This window comes from Erwinia rhapontici (genome assembly GCF_020683125.1).
In the GTDB taxonomy this organism is placed as follows: Bacteria; Pseudomonadota; Gammaproteobacteria; order Enterobacterales; family Enterobacteriaceae; genus Erwinia; species Erwinia rhapontici.
Genome location: NZ_CP085627.1, coordinates 50,102 through 75,323 on the forward strand (window position 1 = coordinate 50,102; position 25,222 = coordinate 75,323).

The following is a 25,222-nucleotide window of genomic DNA, read 5'->3' on the forward strand; positions in this document are numbered from 1 at the left end:
AAGGATACACGAAAGCGGAGCAAAGAGGGAAAAGGGCGGATTACTTTTTGAAAGCTTGCTTGAGACTGATTTGTGAAATCAGCGTGGTCAGTGACAGGACCATCGTGGAGCGCACTACCTGCTGATAGCGTTGCTGCTGCATAGCACGCAGATCCACATCATCGCCGGCGAAATCAGGACATGGCGGCAGGCCACTAACGCAGTGAAGCTCGCCAAATGGCCCGAGAATTTCGTCATCAGTGAAACGATATTCGCTACCGTCATAATTCAACTCTTCGCGCAATGCCATAAGCAGTTCGCAGTCTTCGTACTCGCTACGGTTAATCATGCCAAGGCCGTAGATCAGCTTCAGGCGTACCGACAGTTCACCCAGCGGGCCATCGCCCAGTAGCAGCGGTTCCACAGCGTATTTGACGGCATAATCATCCTTACGGAACACCTGTATCACCAGTATGTTCACCGCTTCTGCCAGCAGTTCAACAGTGGCGATAAGAAAGCTTCTTACCGATCGTCCGGCATTAAGGCGTTCGAGCACCCGGTTTTCAAAAGCCTGAGGTTGTTCCATGAGTGCCTGCATATCATTCATATGGCCTAATAACATCTGCGCGGGCACAGCAGCAGTGCTGTGCCCTGATTGTTCGTCCGTGAGGAGCGCTTGCGCCGACATTATGCCATAGCGTTCCAGGCCTTCACTACCGCCTTGACCACATCGCTGTCGATATCCAGACCGGAAATTTGTGCCAGCGTCGTCGCGACATCCTGGCCTGCCAGCAGGGCAGCCAGTTCCTGCGCCTGTGGATCTTGCTCGCTGCGGTAATGCAGTGCGGCGGCAATCCCGGTGACCAGGTTGTCATGCGGTAGCTGGTACTCCAGTGTGCCCAGTGTTGGTTTGATCAGGCGATCGCCTGCGCTCAATTTACGCAGCGGCTGGCGGCCCACACGCTCAACGTCATCTTTCAGATACGGGTTTTCAAAACGACCAAGGATTTTCTGGATGTAGGCCGCGTGTTTTACCGCGTCAAAATCATAACGTTTAATCAGCACTGCGCCGCTCTCTTCCATTGCGCCCTGCACGACAGCACGCACTTTTTCATCGAGAATGGCTTCGCGAATGGTTTGATGACCTGCCAGCTGCCCGAGATAGGCGGTAATGGCGTGGCCGGTATTGAGGGTGAACAGCTTGCGCTCGACGAATGCCATCAGATTATCGGTCAACTCCATGCCGGGGATGGCAGGCAGGTCGCCTTTGAACTGCGTCTGGTCGACGATCCACTCGCTGAAGGTTTCTACCGTCACTTCCAGCGGATCGCTGCTGCCGGCTTCAGAAGGCGGCACAATGCGGTCAACGGCGGAGTCGACGAAGCCTACATGTGCTTCGACCCAGGCGTGATACTGCTCAGGCAGTGCTTTCAGCACGTGGCCTTTCAGCTGTGTGGTGCCGCGCACCATATTCTCGCAGGCAATAATGTTCAGCGGACGGGTATTAGCGCTATCACTGCGTTTGGCCAACCCTTTGGCAATGCTGGCGGCAATGCGCTCAAGGATCTGTGGACCAACCGCCGTGGTAACGATATCAACCTCTGCTACCAGCGCAATAATATCATCGCTGGTACTGTTAACGGCGTTCACACCTTTAACAATCTCAACCTGCGCCTGCTCACCCACCACATGCACCGGGTACTCGCCGCGCGCGTTCAGGGCATCCAGCACCACCTGATTAACGTCTGCGAAAGTGAGCTGAATGCCAGCATCAGCCAGCAGTTTACCGATAAAGCCACGGCCGATATTTCCGGCGCCAAAATGTAATGCTTTCATAATTATTCCCGTATCAAAGATGTAAAGGTTGGACATGCCCAAACCAAAAAAGGGCCGGGCATGCCCAGCCCTACACAGAGGTGTGATGATGAAACCCGCTTACGCGCTGGTTTTACCGGACAGGAGGTCGAGAACTTCCTGCACACTGGTCGTGGTCGCCAGACGGGCGATCACGCTGTCATCATCCAGCGCATTAGTCAGGCTGGTAATAACCTGAATGTGCTCGTTATTACGTGCCGCGATACCAATCACCAGACGCGCGATATCATCCGGCTCTTCGCCGAAGTGAACCCCTGCCGGGTACTGACAGAAGACCACGCCAGTTTTCAGCACACGGTCTTTTGCTTCCACGGTGCCGTGCGGCACGGCGATGGATTCACCGAGGTAAGTCGGTGTCAGCTTTTCACGTTCCAGCATGGCGGCAATGTATTCCGGCTCAACGTAGCCGCCTTTCACCAACTGCTCACCGGCAAAGCGAATGGCCTGCTCTTTATTGTCCGCATGGTTACCCAGGAACACATTGCTGGCGCTCAGTTTGAACAGGTGATCCTGGCCTTCGTCAAAGCTGTCGCTCAGCGTGGTGCTCACTTTCTCACGGTGACCCGCGCTGCGTCCGGCTTCCACCAGGCGCGCTGTCAGGTCGTTATACAGGCCGCTGTCGAGGAAGTTGGTCAGCGAGATGTGCTGGGCATGAGGCGCCTGGCGCATCGCTCGTTCGGTCAGATCGCGGTGAGTAATCACCAGGTCGACATCGCCCGGCAGACTGTTAATCGCGGTGTTGGTCACGGAGATGTTGGTCAGCCCTGCATCGTTCACTTTCTTACGCAGCACACCGGCACCCATGGCGCTGGAACCCATACCCGCATCGCAGGCAACGATGATTTTACGGACGTGGCTCAGATCGCTATGCAGGCCATCAGCACCGCCAGCAGGGGCAGTTGACTGGCCTTTAGACTGGGCTTTCATTTCCTGTACGCGACGTGATGCGGCTTCGATGTCGTCATCTTCTTTCACTTTGCTGGTTTTCAGCAGAATGGCAGAAACCACGAAGGAGACAGCAAAGGCGGCAAAGATCGCGGCGATGTTCGCGAAGTAGGCCCCTTTTGGCGTCATTGCCAGCACCGCCAGGATGGAACCCGGTGAAGCCGGAGACACCAGGCCGCCGTTCAGCAGAGTCAGGGTGAATACACCGGTCATACCCCCGAGGATCACCGCCAGAATCAGGCGCGGGTTCATCAGCACATACGGGAAGTAGATTTCGTGGATACCACCGAGGAAGTGGATAATGGCAGCGCCACCGGCAGACTGCTTGGCATTACCACGGCCAAAGAACATATAGGCCATCAGTACGCCCATACCTGGGCCCGGGTTCGCTTCGATCAGGAAGAAGATCGACTTACCGGCTTCGCTGGCCTGCTGGATACCCAGTGGCGAGAAGATACCGTGGTTAATGGCGTTATTCAGGAACAGGATTTTTGCCGGTTCCACGAAGATCGAGGTCAGTGGCAGCAGGTTGTTCTGCACCATCAGATTCACGCCTGCGGCGAGAATATGGGACAGACCTTCTACCAGTGGACCAATTGCCAGGAATGCGAGGATAGCCAACAGCATGCCGATGATACCGGCAGAGAAGTTGTTCACCAGCATTTCAAAGCCGCTTTTGATTTTACCGTCAACCTGGCGGTCGAAGGTTTTAATCGCCCAGCCGCCCAGAGGACCTGCAATCATTGAACCGAGGAACATTGGCATGTCCGCACCCACAATCACGCCCATGGTGGTAATAGCACCTACCACACCGCCGCGATCGCCGCCGACCAGACGACCCCCTGTAAAGCCGATCAGCAGTGGCAACAGGTAGGTAATCATTGGGCCAACCAGTTTCGCCAGTGTTTCGTTTGGCAGCCATCCGGTAGGAATAAACAGTGCGGTGATAATACCCCAGGCGATAAACGCCCCGATGTTTGGCATTACCATGTTGCTCAGAAAGCGACCAAAGTTCTGAACCTTGATCTTGATATCTGATGAGGACATAAAAAACACCCCTTATTGGTACGCGCCGCCAAATAAGAGAGCGCGTTGAATTTTTGTTTTAGACCCGACAGTGGGAAGCCGTCAGTATCACTGTATGCAGGCGGACTCTATCACGCGAATATGACGCTGCGTAGCTGTCGGGATAAGTGTGATGTAGATCACTATGTTAGGTGGGGTGCATGGGTTGTTTTAGTGATAACGATCACATTTAAGGAGTGTATGAAAAGGACGGTGGCGAATATTTAAACAATAACAACCGCGTGATGTGATGTGTATCACAAATGTATGTTGTTTGTTTGTTTTTGATTTGTGATGTTGATCACAAATTATTTGAGGGCTGAATGCGTGCGATCACACTTCTTCTGCCCGTCGAAACATGAGATGAGTCTTATGTAAGAAAGTGACAGGTGAGAGGGGAAGGAACATCAGAGCTGACGATTGTCAGCTCTGATGCAGAATTTACTGGAAATTGCCCTTCAGCGTGGCTTGCGCCTGGGTCAACGCCTGGGCATTGGTGCTCAGATTGCTCATCAGCGTATTGTACTGCGTGGCCTGAGGCTGGGTCGGGAACTGGATCGCAGAACCGTTAAAACTGACGTTTGCGCCCTGCTGTTGCAGGAAGTCACCGGTCTGTACCGCATCCTGGCTCAGGGTTTGTAACGCGGGCAGCAGCGGTGCCAGTGTTGCAGCAGGTTGAGTGACCACTTTGTTAAACACATTGTCGTACACGGTTTTTAAATCTTCCGGCTGTTTCAGTGCCGCCTTGCTGCTGTCGGCCTGCATTTTCGCGGACTGAATCTGCTGGGTCAGTACCCCAAGAGAACCGCTCACCTGGCGCAGGGCATCACGGCGTGTCAGGTAATCCTGCGGAGTGTGGATGGCTGACAGCTCATCAACCACCGGTTTCAGCCCGGAATCCACGGCACGATTTACCTGCTGAGAAAAACCATAAAGAATCGCGTAATCGCTGACGAAGGGACCAAATTTCTGCTTCTGATCTTCACTCAGGCTGGGCAGATGTTCGCCGCTGCGCATAACGGTGTTTTGCAGGAAATCGATAAACGCTTTACGTTGATCGGCTTCGTTATCGCCACAGCCAGTAAGTTGTAACACCATAAATAGCGCCATAACGGGCACCAGCAGACGCGTCAAGATGCGTGATGATCCTGTCATCATAAGAAATTAACTCCTGTTAACAAATACTTATCGGTTTTATTCAAACTACAAATGTTGGGTAAAGAATAGTCGAAATCACTTTTGATGGATAGCGATGTCTGTGTAACTTATTTTTGCGCTGTATTTGTGAGGCGGGCTGCAACGCAGGATGGAAAAATAAACAAAAAATATGATCCCGATCTCGCAAAATGATCTCATACTTATGATCCTGGCGTTTCCCTGTGCTGCCCCAAAAAGCGTCCCAGTGGCTGATGTATGCCAGCATTGAGAACCTGGATTTAAGGTTCTTTCCCTCTGGTTGTTCACGTTTAGTGAGTTTTCGAGGAGTGCTTATGGAGACTAAAGATCCCATGTCCGAACTGCTTTCCAGTCTGGAGCAGATTGTTATGACCCGCCCTATGATGCATGTCATTCCGGCCCTGAAGAGTGATGTGGCGCAGCCCGAGCCAAAGCGAGTTCGGGAAATTACCGGCATGCAGATTGATGAATTTGCTCAGGCGTTAGGTGTCAGTGTTTCTTCAGTGAAAAACTGGGAAGCCAAAAAAACCAAACCCTCAGGCAGTGCGCAAAAATTAATGCAGTTGATACACTCGAATCCGTGTCTCAGCAGACAGCTGCTGGACTGACCGAAAAAACCCGCCATCAGGCGGGTTCTTGTTTTTAGGCTAATGACTATTTCCCGGCTTTCATATCAATCACAAAGCGGTACTTCACATCCCCTTTCAGCATCCGTTCAAATGCCTGCTCAACCTCATCGAGACGAATCACTTCCACATCGGACACGATATTGTGCTGACCACAGAAATCCAGCATCTCCTGCGTCTCTTTGATGCTGCCGATAGAGGTCCCGGAAATGCTCAGGCGTTTGAAAACGATAGGCGTAACGTCCGGCGACGTGTGCGGTGAGTCAGGAATACCGACCAGCACCAGATGACCATTGGTTTTCAGCGCGCTGAGGTACGGGTCAAGATCGTGCGAGGCGGCAACGCAGTCCAGGATCATATCCAGGCTGTTTTTCACCCCGGCCATTTGCTCCGCATCTTTCGAAACCACAACCTGGCTGGCGCCGAGGCGCAGTGCATCGGCCCCTTTGGCAGGGGAGGTGGTAAACAGAACCACTTCCGCGCCCAGCGCAGCAGCCAGTTTCACCGCCATATGGCCGAGGCCACCCAGGCCAATGACGCCGACGCGCTGGCCTGCCTGAATGTTCCAGTGCTTGAGCGGTGACCAGGTGGTGACGCCCGCGCACAGCAGGGGGGCCACGGCGCTGAGTTCCAGATTTTCCGGCACGGCCACCACAAACTTGCTGTCGACCACGATGCTGTCGGAGTAACCCCCAAAGGTTTTGCCGCCGATCACTTTCTCGTCGCTGTTGTAGGTCGCGGTGAAGCCTTCTTCGCAGTACTGCTCTTCACCCTCGTGGCACTGGGCGCAGTGGCCGCAGGAGTCGACCATCACGCCAACGCCGACCAGATCCCCGGCTTTAAACGCGCTGACCGCGCTGCCGGTGCTGACCACGCGGCCAACGATTTCGTGGCCTGGCACCAGCGGGAACTGGCTGACGCCCCATTCGTTACGCGCCATATGCAGGTCGGAATGGCAGACACCACAGTAGTGGATATCGATGTGGATATCGTTAGCCTGGAGTTCTCGGCGGGTAAATTCGAAGGGTTCCAGCGGGGTGTTTGCTGCTTTGGCAGCGAATCCATAGGATTGCATGATGTCTCAACCTGGTTGGCGAAAACCGCACAGGGTAAGGAAATGGGGGGAGGAGGGCAAGGCGGAATTGTAAAGCGGGATGTCGACGAGCGAAAAATACGGCGGGTGCAAACTATCGGCACGGGGCGACCGGAAAAAATGGTCGCCCCTACGGTTCGGAGCAACCTGGATCCCGTAGGGGCGGACACCTGTTTCGGTCCGCCCGTAACAGCATCACATTACTGTAGCAGAGAGATATCCGCTACCTGCAGGAACAGCTCGCGCAGTTTCGCCAGCAGCGTCAGACGGTTAATACGCACTTCTTTCTCTTCGGCATTGACCATCACCTTGTCAAAGAAGTTGTCCACCGCTTCACGCAGCTGTGCCAGCTCAATGAGAGCGTCCTGGTAGCGTCCTTCCGCGAAGAACGGCTGCAGTTTGCTGCTCAACGCCGACACGTAGGTCGCCAGCTTGATCTCTTCATTCTCTTTCAGCAGTGACGCCTGCACGCTGTCGTTCAGCGGTTCAGTCGCTTTAGCGAGAATGTTGGAGACGCGCTTGTTGGCACCTGCCAGGCTGGCTGCCTGCTCCAGCGTACGGAAGTGCGATACCGCCTTCATACGCGCATCGAAGTCTGCAGGACGCGTTGGACGACGTGCCAGTACCGCCTGAATGGTATCGACGCTGTGGCCTTCTTCCTGGTACCAGGTACGGAAGCGACCCAGCATAAAGTCGATCACTTCATCCACTGCTTTAGCGTTAGACAGCTTGCTGCCATACAGGCGCACGGCTTCTTCTGTCAGGGTTTGCAGATCGAGCGGCAGGTTCTTCTCAACGATGATACGCAGCACGCCCAGCGCAGCACGACGCAGAGCAAACGGGTCTTTATCGCCTTTCGGATGCTGACCAATACCGAAGATACCCGCCAGGGTATCCATCTTGTCAGCGATAGCCAGCGCACAGGCAACCGGGTTGGACGGCAGCTGATCGCCGGCAAAGCGCGGCTGATACTGCTCGTTCAGCGCCACGGCCACGTCTTCGGCTTCGCCATCATGACGCGCGTAGTGCATCCCCATCACACCCTGGGTGTCGGTGAACTCAAACACCATATTGGTCATCAGGTCGCACTTGGACAGCAGGCCTGCACGGGTCGCGTGATTAACATCCGCACCGATCTGCGCAGCAATCCAGCCTGCCAGCGCCTGAATGCGGTCGGTTTTATCACGCAGCGATCCCAGCTCTTTCTGGAACAGCACGGTTTCCAGACGCGGCAGGTTATCTTCCAGGCGACGTTTACGGTCGCTGTTAAAGAAGAACTCGGCGTCAGCGAGACGTGGACGCACCACTTTCTCGTTACCGGAGATAATCTGCTGCGGATCTTTCGATTCGATATTGGTCACGAAGATAAAGTTCGGCAGCAGGTTGCCCGCGTTGTCGTAAACCGGGAAGTACTTCTGATCGCCCTTCATGGTGTAGACCAGCGCTTCGGCCGGTACCGCGAGGAACTTCTCTTCAAACTTCGCCGTCAACACCACCGGCCACTCGACCAGGGAGGTGACTTCTTCCAGCAGACTGTCGCTCAGATCGGCAACACCGCCAATTTTTGCCGCAGCGGCTTCAGCATCGGCTTTGATGGTGGCTTTTCGTACAGCGTAATCCGCCTGCACCTTGCCGCGCTCCAGCAGGATCTGCGGATACTGGTCAGCGTTATCGATGGTGAATTCCGGCTCGCCCATAAAGCGGTGACCGCGAATGATACGTGCAGAGTCGATACCCAGAATTTTTGCCGGGATCAGCTCATCACCCAACAGCAGCGTGACGGTATGCACCGGGCGCACGAACTGCACCTCGGACGCGCCCCAGCGCATCAGTTTCGGGATCGGCAGCTTCGCCAGGGAGGTGGCGATCATCGCGGGCAGCAGGGCCTGGGCACTTTCGCCAGTGACCTGAGCGCGATACAGCAGCCATTCACCTTTATCGGTGCTCAGACGCTCGGCCTGATCAACGGTGATGCCGCAGCCACGTGCCCAGCCTTCAGCGGCTTTGCTCGGGACGCCATTCGCATCAAAAGCGGCCTGAATGGCCGGGCCACGTTTTTCCACTTCGCGATCGGGCTGCGCAGCGGCCAGATTCGCCACTTTCAGTGCCAGACGGCGCGGCGCGGCAAACCAGCTGACTTCGCCGTGGGCCAGGCCAGCGGCATCCAGTTCAGCGGTAAAATTGGCGGCAAAGGATTCTGCCAGGTTGCGCAGTGCTTTTGGTGGCAGCTCTTCGGTGCCGATCTCCACCAGGAAGGTTTTTTCAGTCATGGCTGCCTCTTATTTCTTGTTATTGCACATCGGGAAGCCCAGTGCCTCGCGGGAGGCATAGTAAGCTTCAGCCACGGCTTTCGTCAGGGTGCGGATGCGCAGAATATAGCGCTGACGCTCGGTGACGGAGATCGCTTTACGCGCATCCAGCAGGTTAAAGCTGTGTGCGGCTTTCAGAATACGTTCGTAGGCAGGCAGCGGCAGGGGTTTTTCCAACGCCAGCAGGCTCTGCGCTTCCTTCTCGTACTGCTCGAAGCAGGTAAACAGGAAGTCGACGTCAGCGTATTCGAAGTTATAGGTGGACTGCTCCACTTCGTTCTGGTGGAACACATCGCCGTAGGTGGTTTTCCCCAACGGACCGTCGCTCCAGACCAGGTCGTAAACGCTGTCCACGCCCTGGATGTACATCGCCAGGCGCTCAAGACCGTAGGTGATCTCACCGGTAACCGGTTTACATTCCAGACCGCCAACCTGCTGGAAGTAGGTGAACTGCGTCACTTCCATACCGTTCAGCCACACTTCCCAGCCCAGACCCCAGGCACCCAGCGTTGGGTTTTCCCAGTTATCTTCCACAAAGCGGATGTCGTGGATGGTCGGGTCCATGCCCAGCTCTTTCAGGGAGCCGAGATAAAGCTCCTGAATATTGTCGGGTGAAGGTTTGATGATCACCTGGAACTGGTAATAGTGCTGAAGTCGGTTCGGGTTCTCACCGTAGCGGCCATCGGTCGGGCGACGTGAAGGCTGCACATAGGCAACGGCCGTCGGCTCCGGACCCAGCGCACGCAGGCAGGTCATTGGGTGAGAAGTACCAGCGCCCACTTCCATATCCAGAGGTTGGATGATGGTGCAGCCCTGGCGTGCCCAGTAATCCTGTAAGGTCAGGATCAGCCCCTGAAAGGTCTTGGTATCAAACTTTTGCATTTGGATTCGCACGCGATACGAGTGGTGATAAAAAGTGGGCGTCAGTATACCCTTTGACCGTACCTATTACCAAAATGCCGTGAGGGGGGATTCAGGAATTTTTGTCGCCTCCACCACATAATCCCTTCATCCTGGTCCTATTTTTCCCCTCTCCGGTTGTTGAAGCGCAGCGACCTGGCTACCCTCTTTCTCGCATTAATACAGATTTTGCCGGGAACAGAGGATGAAATGTCGCAAAAGATAGGATGGATAGAGAATTTACGCGCAGTTGCCTGCCTGATGGTGATTATGATCCACACCACCACCTGGTATGTGACCACCGGGATGTCGGTGGGTGAGCACAGCTGGGATCTCTCCAACCTGCTTAATTCGGCTTCACGCGTCTGCGTGCCGATCTTCTTTATGATTTCTGGTTACCTGTTCTTCGGAGAACGCAGCGCCCAGGGGCGGCATTTCCTGCGCATCGTGCTGTGCCTGCTGTTCTACAGCACGGTGGCGCTGATTTACATCACGCTGCTGACACCGATAAATGAAGCGATGTCGGTGAAGCATCTGCTGCAAAAGCCGGTGTTCTATCACCTCTGGTTCTTCTTCGCGATTATCGTCATTTATCTGCTGTCACCGTTGATCCAGGTGAAGCCGGTGCGGGCGGGTTACCTGGCCGTGGTGACGTTGGTAATCGCGCTGCTGGCTAACCCCAACACCGTCGACAGCTCTATTGCCCGCTTCCACTGGCTGCCGATCAATCTGTATATCAACGGTGATACTATTTATTACCTGCTGTACGCCCTGTTTGGCCGGGCGATTGGGATGATGGAAACGCAAAAACGCGGCGTCTCCTGGCTGGCGGGTGGGGTGTTTGTGGCCTGTGTGCTGATGATTGCCTTTGGCACCAAACGGCAGTTCGCGATCAATGGAGCTTTTGCCGATACCTGGTATCTTTACTGCGGCCCGGCGGTATTTTTCGCCGCCGTCAGCCTGTTGGTGCTGTTTAAAAACACCCTTAACGACCACGTTAACCCGTTCTTTGCCCTGATTTCCCGCTGTTCACTGCCGATTTACGGCTTCCATGCGCTGTTTATTCACTTTATGCGCACCCACGACCTGGATAACACCGACCATCCGCTGATCGATATCCCGCTGATATTCGGCATTACCCTGGCAGGCAGCCTGCTGCTGGCACTCGGCTTGCAGAAGCTGGATAAACGCCACCTGGTTAGCTGACTTTTTTCCCCTGCTCCGGGGCGTTTTTCAGCGGACGAAGACGGCGGATGCGTGGATTAAGGATCACTCCGGGCATGCGTACCAGCCTGCGGCGGTTAGGGTTAGGCAGCGGGCGCTCGTGCCACAGTTTGAGCAGAATCACCGTCAGCGCCAGCAGGGAGGTAATGCCGTTGGCAACCATCACCGGCACATCGTTCATCCGGTGGCCGTACCACGTCCAGCAGGAAACGCCAAAGAACAGCGCTGCCCACATCCCCAGTGACAGGCCGCTGGTATCCTTATTTTTCACGATATGCAGCACCTGCAGGCAGAACGAGCCGGTCGTCACCCAGGCCGCCAGCGTCCCCAGCCAGACCGGCCACGGCGACAAAAAGTAAATCGACAGCAGTGCCAGCGCCACGGTAGCGGCAACAATTAACAGGTTCTTCATAATGATGTGCCTCGTATTTTGTTAAGCCGGAATCGCCTCTTATGTTAGCTAAATCGGTTTAGCTTTTAGGACGAAAAAGGGCAAATGTTACGAGTAACACTAGCACAAACGTTGAGCAAATTGAAATCGGGTGGGGTGCTCACTGGTGAGAGTGAGCAGAACGGCCTTTTTTTTGACGACGATTATTGCAGGGTTTTATCACCCTCCTTTTTTCACGCCTGCCAGCGCTGTAGCGCACGGCGCAGCTGGCGCGAGGAAGAGAACCCGGCCGACAGTGCTGCGCGTTCATTGCCTTCGCCCTGTTGCAGACGCTGTTGGGCAATCGTCAGCCGCAGCTGTTCGTGATAGTCACGTACGCTGATGCCCAGATGCTGGCGGAACAGACGCGTCAGATGGCGTGCGCTGACGTGCACTTTGGCGGCAATATCCTCCAACGGCCACTCCTGCTCCGGTTGCAGGGTCAGCAGATCCTGCGCACGGTGGATCGCCGGATGGATATGGTTGCGATAGCGCAGCCAGGGCGACAACTGCGGATCTTCCCCCGAACGCCGGAAATAGACCACCATTTCACGTGCCACATCCATCGCCGTCTGCGCGCCGCACAGGCGGTTAATCAGATGCAGTGACAGATCGATCCCGGCGGTAATCCCTGCGCTGGTCCAGATCCCGCGATCTTCAACGAAAATGCGGTTTTCTTTCACGATCGCTCCCGGTTCAGCCACTTTCAGTCGCTCGATCACCTCATGATGAGTCGTGCACTGCACGCCGTTCATCAGCCCGGCTTTTGCCGCCAGCAGTGACCCGGAACAGACGCAGACTAAGGTCACCTCGCGGGCATGAATGGCGGGCTGAATGCGCATCAGCCAGTTGCGGGCTGCCACCGCCTGCGGCGTGTCGAACCACACTTTTGAGTCACTGACGCCGGGGATTACCAGCAGGCTCCCGGCGGGCAATGCCTCCGGCAGCGGTTCAATGCGGCTGATAACCATCTCTGTGGAGGTGAGAACGCTCTCATCCGGGCCGATATAGCGCAGTGAAAACGCATTCCCCGCCAGCTTCAGCGTTTCCGCCGGACCGGTGAGGTCCAGCGTCATCACACCGGGCAGGGTTAAAAACCACACCGGGGTTGTCATGTTATGCAAGCTCCTTGAGGAGGCCCTCAACGGTACGGATATCGGCAAAACGATTGATCAGCACGCTTTCGGTACGGTGACGTAAATCGGCAATGCTCAGGGTAATCCCATCATGGGTGATTGGGAAGGTCAGCGTCGCTTCCGTCACATAGGTCACGTGGTAGCCGAAGTCCGACGCCACGCGGGCGGTGGTTTCACAGCACTGCTCAGAGCGCAGGCCGGTGATAATCACGTGCTTCACCGCGTTCTGTTCCAGCCACTGTTGCAGGCCCGATTCCGTCAGGGCGTTGTGCACTTTCTTACGGAAGCTGGCGACCGGTTGGTGATCCAGGAACGGCAGACGCACCACCAGACCGGATTCCGGCGCAAAGGCACCTTCACTTTCCACATGGAATACATCTACTACCGGAATGCCCTTCGCCTGACAGCCCGCGACCAGCGTGGTTAACGCTTTTTCGAAAGCCGGGGTTTCCGGCGCTTCATTGTAGCCACGCTCATAGAAGGATTGCTGCGCATCAATCACTAACAGTACGGTATCGGTCATTTCTGGACTCCTGCTGAATGGGATTAACGCTATGATGGACGGGATTAGGCAAGGAAAGAAGACCAAAAACGGACAGCTTACTGTCGGTGGCGGACATCAGTGAAATAATGATAAAAACCGGAGTTTATTTGTGGTCATTGGCGATGCTATACTCAGCGCCTCTGCAGTAAGGGAAGATCGTCGTCTCCGGTGAGGCGGCTGGACTTCAAATCCAGTTGGGGCCGCGAGCGGTCCCGGGCAGGTTCGACTCCTGTGATCTTCCGCCAATTAGCATCTCTCACACTCTCCTGAATTTAATAAATCCTCCGTCATTACTGGTTATTTACCTTGTTGTTATCTCTGCAAGTCAACCAGTAAATATCATGCTACCGCACGTACCAAGACACTATCTCGCCGGGCTGAGTTCATGGCTTATCTCTAATGGATACTACTGACTTGCCAGAACATGGTGAAAGCTGAAAGCAGGATATATCAGTAACAGTCGATTTTTTGAGTAAAGAGATCCCGCCCAGATCTCTGGCATACTAAGCAACTCAAACGTGCTAAATCAGACCAAGCGGAGGCAACATGACAAAGGAACACATTATTCAGTCCCCGGCAGGCGAGTTTGTCATGTTTGCCAGCAGTGATGGTAGCGTGCGCGTCGAATGTCGATTTGAACAAGAGACGCTGTGGCTTTCGCAAGCAGCTATCGCCGATCTGTACCAGGTTACACCTCAAGCCATTACTCAGCATATCAAAGCCATTTACGAAGAAGGCGAACTTGAACAAAACGCAACCTGTAAGTCTTACTTACAAGTTCAAAAAGAAGGCGCTCGTCAGGTAAGCCGCAATACGCTTCACTATAGCCTGCCAGTTATTCTCGCTGTGGGTTATCGCGTCCGCTCCACCCGGGGCACTCAGTTCCGTCAGTGGGCGACCCAAACGCTCGAGGAATATCTGATAAAAGGCTTCGTGATGGACGATGAGCGGCTTAAAAATCCCCCCGTTGGTTCATCCGCTGTGCCTGACTATTTCGACGAGATGCTGGAACGCATCCGCGATATCCGGGCCAGCGAGCGCCGGGTTTATTTGCGAGTTCGGGAGATCTTTGCGTTAGCGGCGGACTATCAGCCTTCGCTCAAAGAGACGACGCAGTTCTTTCAAACGATACAGAACAAACTGCATTTTGCCTGTACCGGCCTTACCGCAGCGGAACTCATCCACCTTCGTGCAGATGCCAGCCAGCCCCATATGGGCTTGACCAGTTATAAAGGCGAAGAAGTTCGCAAAGCCGATGTGACGGTGGCTAAAAATTATCTCATCCAGGATGAAGTGAGCGAACTGAACCGTGTGGTCAGCATGTGGCTGGATTTTGCTGAGGATCAAGCTCGCCGTCGTCAGCAGGTATTCTTGCGTGACTGGCAGGAAAAGTTGGATCAGTTCCTGCAATTCAATGATCGTGAAGTTTTGGAAGGCGCAGCAAAGATCAGTAAGAAAATGGCAGATGAAAAAGCACAGGCTGAATATGTACAGTTTGCTGAGCAGCAGCGCCGCTTAAAAGAAGCAGATGGGGAGAGAGATATTGCCAGTTTACTACAGTGGAAAACAGATACCAGGAAGCAGCCATAAAATCCCCCAGCCCCTTATAAGAAAGATCGCGCGTCCGCGGTATTTTGAGGCCGTGACTCACTCCAATGATCTCTGTGCCGCCGTCGTCTTCCCTGCCTGCGCGGCATAAACCGCACTTCCGGTACTGTCCCCGGCCAGGCCACCGGCCAGCCCGGAGGACAGGGTTGCCAGAGCGCTCAGCGTCTGTTTCTGCGTTTCGGTCAGGTCAGCGATTTTAGCGTCTTTACCGTACAGCTGGTCCTTCAGTATCCCTGCGGTTATCTCACCGAGCGCCGCGCCGGTCGCGCCCGCCGCGGCATTCTGCCCCTGGGCGGCCGCCAGCGCTGCGCCGATGATGGCGTGGGCCACCGCTTTTGCTTCGGGGTTATTGTCGATACCCATTCTGTGACCAATCGCCTCGGCCAGATACGGTGCTGAACCGTTAGCAATGGCCGCAGCGATATCGCCGCCCGCCAGGCCCTGAACCACGGCGGTGGCGGCCTGGATACCCTGCTGGACGGCGCCGCCGGTGCCGAGCCCGGTGGCGTTAAAGGCCTGGTCGTAGAAGTTCTGGTAAACCTGGCCGTTGATGGCGTTCTCATCCGGGGTCTGACCCGGATGGGCTTTCACCCAGTCTTTCTGCGCCCTGTCCCGGTCTTCCTGGCTGATACTGCCCATCTTCTCTTTGGCGTCTTTCGCCGCGCTGATGGCGCCCTGGGTACGCACAATATCCGACACCTGGGTGCTGATTTCGCCAATCAGCTGCGCCTGCTGAATGCGCTTCTGCTCTTTCTCCTTGTCGAATATCTGGCTGATGCTGCCGTTGGCGTTCTCCGCGTCGCGGCTGAGGTTTGCCACGTCCTGGGCCTGTTTATCCTGGTCGCGGATGAGCAGGGTGCCCTCGCTGACGGCGGCCCTGGTGGTGCCGCTGTCGTGGCCGTCTTTGTTAACGCCCGCCAGCAGGGTGTTGGCCATGTTGCCGATGGCCTGGCCGCCGATGCTGCCCCCGGTGCTCAGGCCGATACTCTGGTGCTCAACCTTATAGTCGGCCCGGTTGTGGATATCGCTGAATCCGAGGGTGCCGGTGTCGAGCTTATTGTTGTCCGCGGTGGCGGTGGAGCCGATGACCGCGCCGTTAAGCTGGGTGTGTTCACCGACGGTGACGTCAAAGCCGCCTTTGCCCGCGAAGATGCCGGTCTGCTCAACCACGCTGTCGTAGTTACAACTTCCGTCAGGATTGGATTTAGCATCCCGCAAACCTTGGTGGCGCAATAATTCTTCTAAACTGAGAATGATTTATATGCAATATTGCAATTCTCATTGCTTTCAAAAAACGCACTTGTATATTCGTAATCTATAAAATTAGATTCTATGTTATTGAATGTGTTTCTATTTATTTTTTTTCCTTTCAATTTTCGAATTTCGTATTGCTCTTCATTTATTTTTTTTACCCGTTCTTTTGAGATTAAATCTCTAAAGTCTATCATTTGCATGATAATATCCTCTTCATCAAACTGTAGATATATTTCCCCAGAAAATATTATTTTTATTTCAATTTCTTTCTTATGGAAATCTATGCTTTCACCTGAAAGCCAGATGTATTTATCTCCAATTTCAAAGCTGTTCTCATGGCTATCAAAGAAAAATAATTCATCTCCTGAAATCTTAAGGAAACTGGCTTTTTGGTTTTTAATGACCAGCATTGCCTTTCGCAGAAGAACACTTGCAACATCATTTTCGAAATTAAAGTTAATATCATTTAAATTTTTTGTGATGACATTTTTAGGGTTCTTCTCTTGAATTTGTTTCAACCAGTCATCTTCATCAACATTTATCTCTATGTTTTCGATATTTATTATTGTGCATTCATCCTTGATATGCGGAATAGAAAAGAATGTTTTTATTCCCGAAGTGTTGTCGAGATTAATTAACCTTGGGTAAGTGTTTGTAATCTTAAGTTCATAATCCATAACATCCTCCTATTTGCGTTTGAAAATGTACTCTGTAATTGTATCATTTTTTATGCTGGTTCCATCTGACTGAGTATACCCTTTGCTTGGGAGTACATTCTTCTCCCGTAACTCGAAGCCATTAGCATTAGCATCTCTCTCGATTTTTTTTATGCTTGGATTATTCCATGTTCCTTTTACTACAATAACACCATTTGTGTCTAACACTCTTAACACTTCCGAGTTAAATGGTTTGAACCCATAAGGGTTCTCCATGACAACCATTTTTTGTGACCCAGTTATTATTTTGGAAAGGTCATTCACATCCCCAGGGTAAACACCATTTGCCATTGGGTAGTCTGGGTGGGAAATATTATATGCACCTTCTATTGGTTTATTTCCCGCTCCAATGTTGAGTATCCCGCCTTGGGTTGGTGATGAATAGTAACCGGATTTTTCTGCATCTTTAACTAATTGCTGATTATAAATGGAATTCGGTTCTTTGGTACTTAAGTCCTTCGTATTTTTAGCATTTTGCGCTATACGTTCAAGCGCTGCCTTTTCTGCATCAACCAGAGACGTCGTACTTTTGGATGCAGTGGCTGGCACTCCGGCACCTTTCAATCCATATATTGTGCCACCAATAGCAGCCGTCGTGTGTATACCTGCCATTGTGTCATATAGGATCTCAGCCATCTGCGGGCTGATCGCATGAATAGCTGCCAGTTTCTGAATGTCAGCGACACGCTGTGCCTTTGCATCTGCGTTGGCGTACTTCCATATCTGCCCATCGGCTTTCCCTGCATCATCCTTATAGACCTCACGCATTGTGGCAATATATTCGCCATCCAGATTTTTATCGTAACTTTTTCCCATTTCTGACAGGGTTTGACGCATCCCTCGGCATTGTTCTGAGGATAGATTCTGACAGGCTTTATCTGTAGCTTCATCAAATGCCAGATCCTTGGCAGTTAGGTTTGCAATCAACTTCTCAGCCTGCTGTTTCTTCTCACCTTCCAGATGAGGAAGCAGCCACTTCGTATCTTGCCGTACCTTTGCATCGTCCGCATACAGCGTATTATTATCCGCACTATGGCCGGGATTTTTGTGTTATCTGTTTCGACTTTTCCTGTAGCGTTGGTAATAAATCCACCAACAGCCGATCGCAACCAAGCTTCCGGCAAAAGATGCAGCTTTGGCATACTTCCATGTATCTATCCAAGATAGTTCAAATGGTATTTGATATATCAGCAAGAGGAAACCTCTTATGAGGACATATAAAAATAAGAACATTACTATCATTGCTACGTTACAGGCAGCAATTAAGTAGATAAAAATAAAGATCCAAGGTTTTTTTATCATCACTTTTTCCCTTCATTACTATTTACTGCTGCTTTACCAATTTGGTCATTAAGGATTTCTGTAGCTGCACTACCTAATGTATTTCCAGCCATGCCGGGCAACGGATCTAAGGATAAAGGCTTCGATATACCCTTTCCAACATCAACCCAGATCCAGTCTTTCCATGGCTTCATTGGATTGAATATCTTATCAAGAGGCAACTCAACCAGCTTACCAGCACCGTAACCCAGCCCGGATGCAGCGCCACTAATTGCCCCACCTTTCAGCGGATCATCACCCTTAAGATAGCTGGATGTGGCACCACTGCCTGCATTCACTGCCATTGTGCCCCACAGCCCGGTCCCTGCCGTAAATGCCCCGGTCCAGTAACCCAGTATCACATCATTTGGGTTCACTTCGCCGTTAATCAGATAACCCACTCCGGCATTGGCTCCCGCACCTATCAGGCTGGTCGTCGCTGCCACTCCCGGTAACAGCGGCCAGGCGATAACGCTGCCCACTGCTGCCATCGCTGTCTCACAGGATACCGGTGTCCCGCCGCTACAGGCTTCTTTAATCGCCGCCTGAGTCCCAGACTGATAGTTTTCTACAGTTCCGGGCTTTTGCTTATTCGCTGCCGCCAGAACGTTCGCCAGGGAGTTATTCTCCGCCGTCGTCTTCCCGGCCTGCGCAGCATAAACCGCACTTCCGGTACTGTCCCCGGCCAGGCCACCGGCCAGCCCGGAGGACAGGGTTGCCAGAGCGCTCAGCGTCTGTTTCTGCGTTTCGGTCAGGTCAGCGATTTTAGCGTCTTTACCGTACAGCTGGTCCTTCAGTATCCCTGCGGTTATCTCACCGAGCGCCGCGCCGGTCGCGCCCGCCGCGGCATTCTGCCCCTGGGCCGCCGCCAGCGCTGCGCCGACGATGGCGTGGGCCACCGCTTTTGCTTCGGGGTTATTGTCGATACCCATTCTGTGACCAATCGCCTCGGCCAGATACGGGGCTGAACCGTTAGCAATAGCCGCAGCGATATCGCCGCCCGCCAGGCCCTGAACCACGGCGGTGGCGGCCTGGATACCCTGCTGGACGGCGCCGCCGGTGCCGAGCCCGGTGGCGTTAAAGGCCTGGTCGTAGAAGTTCTGGTAAACCTGACCGTTGATGGCGTTCTCATCCGGGGTCTGACCCGGATGGGCCTTCACCCAGTCTTTCTGCGCCTGGTCCCTGTCGGCATCGGTGATACTGCCCATCTTGTCTCTGGCGTCTTTCGCCGCGCTGATGGCGCCCTGGGTACGCACAATATCCGACACCTGGGTGCTGATTTCGCCAATCAGCTGCGCCTGCTGAATGCGCTTCTGCTCTTTCTCTTTGTCGAATATCTGGCTGATGCTGCCGTTGGCGTTCTCCGCGTCGCGGCTGAGGTTTGCCACGTCCTGGGCCTGTTTATCCTGGTCGCGGATGACCAGGGTGCCCTCGCTGACGGCGGCTTTCGTGGTGCCGCTGTCGTGGCCGTCTTTGTTGACGCCCGCCAGCAGGGTGTTGGCCATGTTGCCGATGGCCTGGCCGCCGATGCTGCCCCCGGTGCTGAGGCCGATACTCTGGTGCTCGACCTTATAGTCGGCCCGGTTGTGGATATCGCTGAAGCCGAGGGTGCCGGTGTCGAGCTTATTGTTGTCCGCGGTGGCGGTGGAGCCGATAACCGCGCCGTTCAGCTGGGTGTGTTCACCGACGGTAACGTCAAAGCCGCCTTTGCCCGCGAAGATGCCGGTCTGCTCAACCACGCTGTCGTAGTTACTGTGCATTTTGTCACGGCTGAGGTTGACGCTGGCGGAGCCGGTCATGGAGCCGAAGGTAAAGCTGCCGCCGACGCTGGCGTTCTGCTGCTTCGAGTCGTAGCGGTCGCTGTCCTGCTCGCTGGTCATCGTCAGGTTGCGGGCGACGTCGGCCCTGACCGTCTCGCCGCTGACCTGCGCGCCCGTCAGGGTGGTGTCGCGGCCGCTGACCAGGTTCACCGCCTGCCCGGCGTTAAGCAGCGTCTCCGTATGGGTGGTGCCGTTGCCACTTTCGTGGCCTTTGCCCTTGTTGAGGCTGGCGGAGACGCTGAGGCCGAACCCGCCGGAGCCAACGCCGAGACCGACCCCGACGCTGCCGCCGCTGCTCCTGTTGCTGCCGGTCAGCAGGGAGGTGTTCTGCGCGGACGTCAGGGTGATATCGCGACTGGCCGTCAGGTCGATGTTTTTTCCGGCCTGAACGGTGGTGCCCTGGAGCAGGATATCGCCGTCGGTGCCGCCGCCGTTAGCGGTGATTTTTACGTTATCCCCGGCGGTCAGGCTGCCGCCCCGCGCGGTGACCTGCTCGCTGTGCTGTGTAGAGGTTGACGACTGAGAACCGTAAGAGAGGCTGATACCGACCGTATTGTCTGATGCGCCCGGCGTCCCGGACTGGGCGCTGGCCAGGCTCGCGGCCTGAGCGGCCTGCACCCCGGAGAGTGCCGCTTTGGTCTGCTGCAGGGCGGCGATGCGGCTGTCCTCGGTTTCCTGCGCCTGGTTAGCGGTCTCGACGGCGGTGTTGAGCGCGCTGCCGACGGCGCCGGAGAGGGCGAGGGTTAAGCCGCTCTGTTTCTGCTCGACCCTGTGAGTCTGTGCGCTGTTGTCGCTGGCGGCGGTAATGGCAACGTTTTTGCCCGCCAGGCTCATGTCCTTCGCGGCAATCAGCTCGGCGCTGCGGGCGGAGAGGTCGTTGCCTGCTTCAAGGCTGAGGCTGCCCGCGCTGCTGCCGACGGTGCTGATGGCGTGGGCGGTGCTGTTGCCGTCGTCGGTGGTTTTGACGCTCTGACGGCCGTAAGAGAAGCCGATACCGCCGGTCCCCATCAGGCCGGATTTGCTCTCTTTGATAAGATGGTTTTCCTGACGTTGCTCTTCGGCGGTGTCGAGGGTCAGGTTATTGCCCGCCGCCAGCCGGACGTCGTTTTCGCCCGCCACGTTGCTGCCGCGTACCGTCAGATTGTTACCTGCCAGCAGGGTCACGCTGTCGCCGGTCACGTTGCTGGCGGTTGCCTGGGTGGCCTCGATCTCATCGTGGGTCTCCTGCGAGCGGCCGGAGAGGAAGCCCTTGCTGGTCTGCCTGCTGTGTTCGGTCAGGTGATACGCGGACTCCCCGGCCACGATATTCATATCGTTCCCGGCCACCGCGCTCAGGGCGTCGGTGGCATTGATCGAGGCCGCAAGGGCGTTCAGATCATTGCCTGCCGACAGCTGCACGCTGCCGTTGCCGGCGATCTGGCTGCCGACGTCGCTGCGCTGGGAGAGGGCGCGATAATTATCGCCGCCCCAGTCGCCGCGTTCGCTGTGGGTGGTGGCGATCGTGCCGAGGTTAATGTTGTGCCCGGCGCTCAGCACGGTGGTGCTCTCTTTGCCGTTATTACCCACCAGAGTGGCGTTAAGGTTGATGTCGTTCACGCCCTGCAGGACCAGTTTGCCGCTGTCATTCTGGACATAAATCCCGGCGGTGCGATCCAGGCTGCGGTTGCTGTCATCACCGCTCAGGGTGCTGGTACTGTTCAGGTTGCGTCCGGCAGTGACCTGCAGGGCATCGTCCGCCAGCAGTGTGCCGCCCACGTTGTTGAAATCGGTGAGGGTGGCGATATCGATCGTGCCGCCGCGGATCAGACCGCTGTTAGTGACGTTGTTCGCCGCGATGGCGGCAATCTCGCGCCCGGCGAGGGTGCCGCTGTTGTTGAGGTCGTCTGCGGTCTGCAATGCCACGCGGTTGCCCGCCATCAGGGAGCCGTTGCCATCCACGTCGCCCTCTTTCACCCGCACATACACCTGCGGGACCAGCACGCGCTGGCTGCTGCCGTCCGGGAGCTGAACGGTCTGCTCTACCATCCACACCATATCCGATGTCAGCAGGGCCATCTGTTCCGCGCTGAGCGCCACGCCCGTGGTGAGGTTGTGCTCACGGGTAAAGGCGACACCGGCATCCATCAGGGCTTTGTACTGGGCATTATCATCGTCGAAGCCGCTGAGATAGCGCTGGCCGGTCAGGCTGGTGACCTGGTTGCGGATCAGCTGCTGTTCATAGAAGCCGTCGCCGAGGCGTTTAAGGATCGTATCCCCGTTCGGTGACAGGGCGTTCTGCATATAGTCGGAGCCCAGCCAGGTGCGCTCTTGGGTAAAGCGCGGATCGGTCTCCACCAGGTAGTGGCTGGTCGTGGAGGCGTGAACCGTATAGAGGCTGCCTGAGGGAACGCGGGTGTCCCCGACGCCGGTGCGCACGACGTCGCCGCTGCTGTTCTTCGCACTTTCCCACGTCTGGCCTGCAGGCAGCGCCACCGGGCGATCGCTGCCGCCCTGGGCCGGGTTATTGTCTTCCCATGCCATCGTACTGAGGGAGATAGTCTGGGTTACCGGAGAGGGGCGGTAGCTGTTGGTATCTTTCCCCTGCGAGGTTTTGGTACCGCCCAGTTTCTTTTTCTTTTTCTTCGCATACCAGCGGGTCTGGCTGCCAATGTCGGTGATGATTTTCACCCCACTGGTGGCATCATTATTGAGCAGGCTAATCACCCCACCCAGCACTTTTGCGGCGATGACCTGGCTGTCCAGGTTATTCATCTGATCGCTGTTAATGGTGAGGTTGCCGCCGGAGAGAATTTTCCCCGGATCGCTCTCAATAACACGCGTTTCCTGGACGGTGCGGGTGTAGTTGTATTCGTAGAATTTATCGCTGCTGCTGCCGTCCGGCATTTTCGCCGAGTGGACGCCGTACTTATTTTTCTGACTGGTGTTAACCTGGCTCCAGTCGTAGCGCTGAGTCTTGCCGCTCAGCACGGCTTCATGGTGGCGGCTGGTCCCCGTCACCACCACGTCCGTCACCAGATGGTTATTCAGGTTATGGATAGTCTCCATATCAAGGCGCATATCGCCGCCCGACTCAATGGTGGCACCGCGATTGGTCAGCACTCCGCCGCGCCCGGTGGCGTTCAGATGCGTGTCCAGGCTGCCGCCTATGCCCATCGCACCCGCGCTGTAGATCAGGCCATGGCCGGTGTTGTTCAGCGCCCCGGCGGCGATATCCAGCCGATCGCGGGCCGCCAGGGTCGCGGCCACGCCGTTTTCTGCCCCGTTATCCAGGGTGTTCGCCTTAATAGCGATATGGTCGCCGTAAATACGCCCGGCGCCGAGGTTGGTGAGGGTGCCGGTGTCAATATGGGTCAGGGTGCCGTCGATCAGGCCCCGGTTGACCAAAGAATCGCTCAGTAAGAGATGGGATTCACCGCCCCCCAGCTCCGCGTCCCGCGCATTGGTGACGCTGACGGCCTGCAGCGTCAGCATCTTACCCGCCAGCAGTTTGCCCTGGTTGTCCACGGTGCCGCCGCTGGTCAGCGTCAGGTCGCCATTTGCCAGCAGCAGGCTCTGGTTGGTCATGCCCTGCTGCAGGCTGAGGTTCAGATCGCCTTCGGAGAGGATTTTTCCGTCGCCGCTGACCGTATCCGCCGTGATGTCCATGCGCTGCCCGGCGACAAGGTTGCCCTCGCGGTTAGTGATGCTGCGGGCGTTGAGGTCCACATTTTTGCCGCTCAGGGTGCCGCCGTCATTCAGCAGGCGGCCTGTGCTGCGGGCCTCAAGCTTGCCGGTGGCGTCCACGCTGGCCAGGCTGAGATCCAGATCGCCATGACCGGCGTCCAGGGCGGTATTGCCTGTTGCCGTCCGGCTGCCGCTGGCATCAATCCCCTGAGCGTTGGCGGTGAGGGTGCCGCCGGCAATATTTTGTCCCTGCAGGGTCAGGCGACCGTGGCTGGAAAGGGTGACGTCGCCATGCTCGCCTGCCTGCCCGTCTTTATCGATACCGGCGGCAAGGGTGCTTTGTGCGGTCGCGGTGATGCGGTTTCCGCGCAGGGTCAGATTATCGGCGGTGGCGAGGGTGCCGCTGTGTTCGATTTCGCCCCGGCTGTTCACCTCCGCACTCCCGCCAGCGTAGATTTTTCCACTATTTCTGACGCTGCCTGCGGTCAGCCTCATATCACCCGCGCTGTTCAGGTTGCCGCTGTTATCAATCTGGCCATCGGCGGTGACCACCACCGTTCCTGCCTGGGCCCCGATATTCCCGGCGTTGCGCACGCCGACACCCGCTTCGCTCCCGGTGAGGCGGATTTTTCCTGCATACATCCCGCCAAGGCTGGCGACATCCACGGCAAGCTGAGGACGCGTCGCCGCATCACCGGTTTTGGCCACGACCTTTTCATGGGCGGCATCAACGGTGCTGGCCCCGGCGGTGACCTTCAGGTCATTGGCCCAGAGTCCGGCGTTCACTTTTACCGAACGGGCGATAATGTCGGTGTAATCCTGGCGGGAGGTATCCATCCCTTTGCCCTGAATAACGATATCGCCCTTGCTGACGTCGTAGCCGGTCAGGTTGCCGTTGTTCAGCTGCGCCTGCCCGGTGGTCAGGGTGGCGCGGTTGGCGTTGATAAAGCCGCAGCCGTCGCAGGTAATGCCCGACGGGTTGGCGATCACCACCTGGGCCTTTTTGCCCGCCACTTCGATGTAGCCGTTAAGCTGACTCGGATTGCGTGAGTTCACTTCGTTAAGGATGATTTTGGCTTCACCGCGCGACAGCCACGGGTTGCTGGCCACCATACCGCCGATCTGGGTGGAGGCATGAGTACGACTGTTGTTGAGGATGACGCCTTTGTTGTTCACGTCGAACTGGCTGTAAACGTTGCGGGAAACCCCGCCCTTGCTCGGTGTCTGGATATTGACCTGGGGTGTACCGTTGGCGCTGCTGATAATAGTCGGCTGCTGCGAACCCGGCGCGCTCTTATCGGCCACGACATTGGCCGTTGCCGGTTGGACTGCGCCCAGTGCCAGCAGCAGGCCGAAGGCGAGGGCATTCAGGCGAGTGATGCACTGACGCTGCACGCTGGCGGTGCCAGACGCCGGGCAGGCTACCGCACGACAGCTTCGGGTGATTTCTGCCACCACGACCAACATACCGCGTGCTTTATTGAACACGATACGATACAGATTTTTATTCATCCTTAAATCCCACTCATCAATGGAAAC

16 protein-coding genes, 1 tRNA gene and 1 pseudogene are annotated in these 25,222 nt (G+C 55.7%); 4 read left to right on the forward strand and 14 right to left on the reverse strand.

The features are described from left to right. Positions 1-40: 40 nt before the first annotated feature. From mtlR to LJN55_RS00245, 4 genes are all read right to left on the reverse strand, one after another. Positions 41-601, reverse strand: coding sequence for a mannitol operon repressor MtlR (mtlR, locus tag LJN55_RS00230; protein ID WP_133844934.1), 561 nt, complete (start codon positions 599-601; stop codon positions 41-43). A 65-nt stretch (positions 602-666) separates the two neighbouring features. Next, the gene (mtlD, locus tag LJN55_RS00235; protein ID WP_159338259.1) at positions 667-1,815 is read right to left on the reverse strand and encodes a mannitol-1-phosphate 5-dehydrogenase; all 1,149 of its coding nucleotides are present in this window, start codon (positions 1,813-1,815) and stop codon (positions 667-669) included. 99 nt (positions 1,816-1,914) lie between these two features. Then, entirely contained in the window at positions 1,915-3,846 is a 1,932-nt protein-coding gene (locus LJN55_RS00240; protein WP_227535422.1) for a PTS mannitol transporter subunit IICBA, read from the reverse strand. Between the two features lie 459 nt (positions 3,847-4,305). After that, positions 4,306-5,022: a DUF3053 domain-containing protein gene (locus tag LJN55_RS00245; RefSeq protein WP_227535424.1), complete on the reverse strand. Its 717-nt coding sequence runs from the start codon at positions 5,020-5,022 to the stop codon at positions 4,306-4,308. A 332-nt stretch (positions 5,023-5,354) separates the two neighbouring features. Here LJN55_RS00245 and LJN55_RS00250 point away from each other — a divergent pair, with 332 nt between their 5' ends. Beyond that, entirely contained in the window at positions 5,355-5,648 is a 294-nt protein-coding gene (locus tag LJN55_RS00250; protein WP_167863220.1) for an HTH-type transcriptional regulator, read from the forward strand. A 46-nt stretch (positions 5,649-5,694) separates the two neighbouring features. Here LJN55_RS00250 and LJN55_RS00255 read toward each other — a convergent pair whose 3' ends face one another. The 3 genes from LJN55_RS00255 to glyQ form a co-directional block, all read right to left on the reverse strand. Further along, positions 5,695-6,741 carry an NAD(P)-dependent alcohol dehydrogenase gene (locus LJN55_RS00255; protein WP_227535425.1) on the reverse strand — a complete coding sequence of 349 codons (1,047 nt, stop codon included), beginning with the start codon at positions 6,739-6,741 and terminating at the stop codon, positions 5,695-5,697. 218 nt (positions 6,742-6,959) lie between these two features. After that, positions 6,960-9,029, reverse strand: a complete 2,070-nt coding sequence (gene glyS / locus LJN55_RS00260) for a glycine--tRNA ligase subunit beta (RefSeq protein WP_227535426.1) — start codon at positions 9,027-9,029, stop codon at positions 6,960-6,962. A gap of 9 nt (positions 9,030-9,038) precedes the next feature. Then, positions 9,039-9,950: a glycine--tRNA ligase subunit alpha gene (gene glyQ, locus LJN55_RS00265; RefSeq protein ID WP_012443081.1), complete on the reverse strand. Its 912-nt coding sequence runs from the start codon at positions 9,948-9,950 to the stop codon at positions 9,039-9,041. A 228-nt stretch (positions 9,951-10,178) separates the two neighbouring features. On the opposite strand from glyQ, the gene LJN55_RS00270 reads away from it, so the two are divergent. After that, positions 10,179-11,174 (forward strand): acyltransferase, encoded by a 996-nt coding sequence (locus tag LJN55_RS00270; protein WP_133844713.1) that lies wholly within the window; start codon positions 10,179-10,181, stop codon positions 11,172-11,174. On the opposite strand, the gene LJN55_RS00275 is transcribed toward LJN55_RS00270, so the two are convergent. From LJN55_RS00275 to LJN55_RS00285, 3 genes are all read right to left on the reverse strand, one after another. Then, positions 11,167-11,604 (reverse strand): SemiSWEET family sugar transporter, encoded by a 438-nt coding sequence (locus LJN55_RS00275; RefSeq protein ID WP_133844711.1) that lies wholly within the window; start codon positions 11,602-11,604, stop codon positions 11,167-11,169. The two genes, LJN55_RS00270 and LJN55_RS00275, sit on opposite strands and share 8 nt — an antisense overlap. Positions 11,605-11,816: 212 nt before the next feature. Continuing rightward, the gene (locus LJN55_RS00280; RefSeq protein WP_167863219.1) at positions 11,817-12,737 is read right to left on the reverse strand and encodes a GlxA family transcriptional regulator; all 921 of its coding nucleotides are present in this window, start codon (positions 12,735-12,737) and stop codon (positions 11,817-11,819) included. Position 12,738: 1 nt separating this feature from the next. Then, positions 12,739-13,281, reverse strand: coding sequence for an isochorismatase family protein (locus LJN55_RS00285; protein WP_227535427.1), 543 nt, complete (start codon positions 13,279-13,281; stop codon positions 12,739-12,741). A 171-nt stretch (positions 13,282-13,452) separates the two neighbouring features. Between LJN55_RS00285 and LJN55_RS00290 the strand changes: the two genes are divergently transcribed. Together LJN55_RS00290 and LJN55_RS00295 are read left to right on the forward strand one after the other, a co-directional pair. Then, positions 13,453-13,547, forward strand: a tRNA-Sec gene (locus LJN55_RS00290). A 301-nt stretch (positions 13,548-13,848) separates the two neighbouring features. Then, the gene (locus tag LJN55_RS00295; RefSeq protein ID WP_227535428.1) at positions 13,849-14,892 is read left to right on the forward strand and encodes a virulence RhuM family protein; all 1,044 of its coding nucleotides are present in this window, start codon (positions 13,849-13,851) and stop codon (positions 14,890-14,892) included. A gap of 63 nt (positions 14,893-14,955) precedes the next feature. Here LJN55_RS00295 and LJN55_RS00300 read toward each other — a convergent pair. The 4 genes and pseudogenes from LJN55_RS00300 to LJN55_RS00315 all read right to left on the reverse strand — a co-directional run. Next, positions 14,956-16,092: pseudogene (locus LJN55_RS00300) on the reverse strand (VENN motif pre-toxin domain-containing protein); the annotation flags it as partial. A gap of 59 nt (positions 16,093-16,151) precedes the next feature. Continuing rightward, positions 16,152-16,841, reverse strand: a complete 690-nt coding sequence (locus LJN55_RS00305; protein ID WP_227535429.1) for a hypothetical protein — start codon at positions 16,839-16,841, stop codon at positions 16,152-16,154. 9 nt (positions 16,842-16,850) lie between these two features. Continuing rightward, positions 16,851-17,807, reverse strand: coding sequence for a DUF6862 domain-containing protein (locus LJN55_RS00310; RefSeq protein ID WP_227535430.1), 957 nt, complete (start codon positions 17,805-17,807; stop codon positions 16,851-16,853). Between the two features lie 374 nt (positions 17,808-18,181). After that, the gene (locus tag LJN55_RS00315) at positions 18,182-25,195 is read right to left on the reverse strand and encodes a hemagglutinin repeat-containing protein (protein WP_227535432.1); all 7,014 of its coding nucleotides are present in this window, start codon (positions 25,193-25,195) and stop codon (positions 18,182-18,184) included. Positions 25,196-25,222 lie beyond the last annotated feature (27 nt).